The organism is Romboutsia sp. 13368, from assembly GCF_018336475.1.
Classification (GTDB): Bacteria; Bacillota; Clostridia; order Peptostreptococcales; family Peptostreptococcaceae; genus Romboutsia.
The window spans coordinates 320,412-321,085 of sequence record NZ_CP048741.1 but is presented as its reverse complement, the minus strand read 5'-3'; the positions used below and the strand labels follow the sequence as shown (position 1 = coordinate 321,085).

Below are 674 nucleotides of genomic sequence, written 5' to 3'. Positions count from 1 at the left end.
CACCTAAATTATCAGTTATATYCAATAGTCTTAGTGCTTCTTCTCCATTTAAGTTTCTTATATACATACCTTCATTCATAGCAAGTCTAATATCAACATCTTTTACATTTTGTATACATTCTAATATGTCTTTTAATGTATCTAACTTCAATATTCCCCCAATTGGATGGAAGTAAACAGTATATAATCCTTCTTGTTTTTGTTCTATTAATCTATCATGTTGTAAGTCTATTTGTATTCCTTCTTTATTACATTCACTCGCTGTAATATCTAAGTCTAAATTTTCACTTTCCATAACCTTAGCTAAATGTTCCTTATAACATTTAAGAGATTCTTCCACTCCCATTCTAGCAGTTATATATCTTGAACGAGCCTTGTTTTTATTATCATAATCACCTTCTGCCATAAAGAAACTAGTCATTGCTTCAACATGATATAAAATATCTTTTGGCTCTACTAGAGTATCAAACTCAATTGCTTTAGCTGCATTTTTACCTAATCCACCCGTTAAGTAAACTTTAAATAATTTTTTTCCACCTTTATTTATTGCCATAAATCCTAAATCTGCCACTTGAGAATTTCCACTATCTTTTTGACAACTTGAGAAAGATACCTTTAATTTTCTTGGTAGTTTATAAGTAGTTATTTTGCTCATAAAATGGTTGTTTACAGCA

1 pseudogene (only partly in view) is annotated in these 674 nt (G+C 29.3%); it reads right to left on the bottom strand.

The features are described 5' to 3' along the window. Positions 1-674, bottom strand: a pseudogene (locus G3997_RS01260) (nitrite/sulfite reductase); its annotated part runs 128 nt beyond the window's last position; the annotation flags it as partial.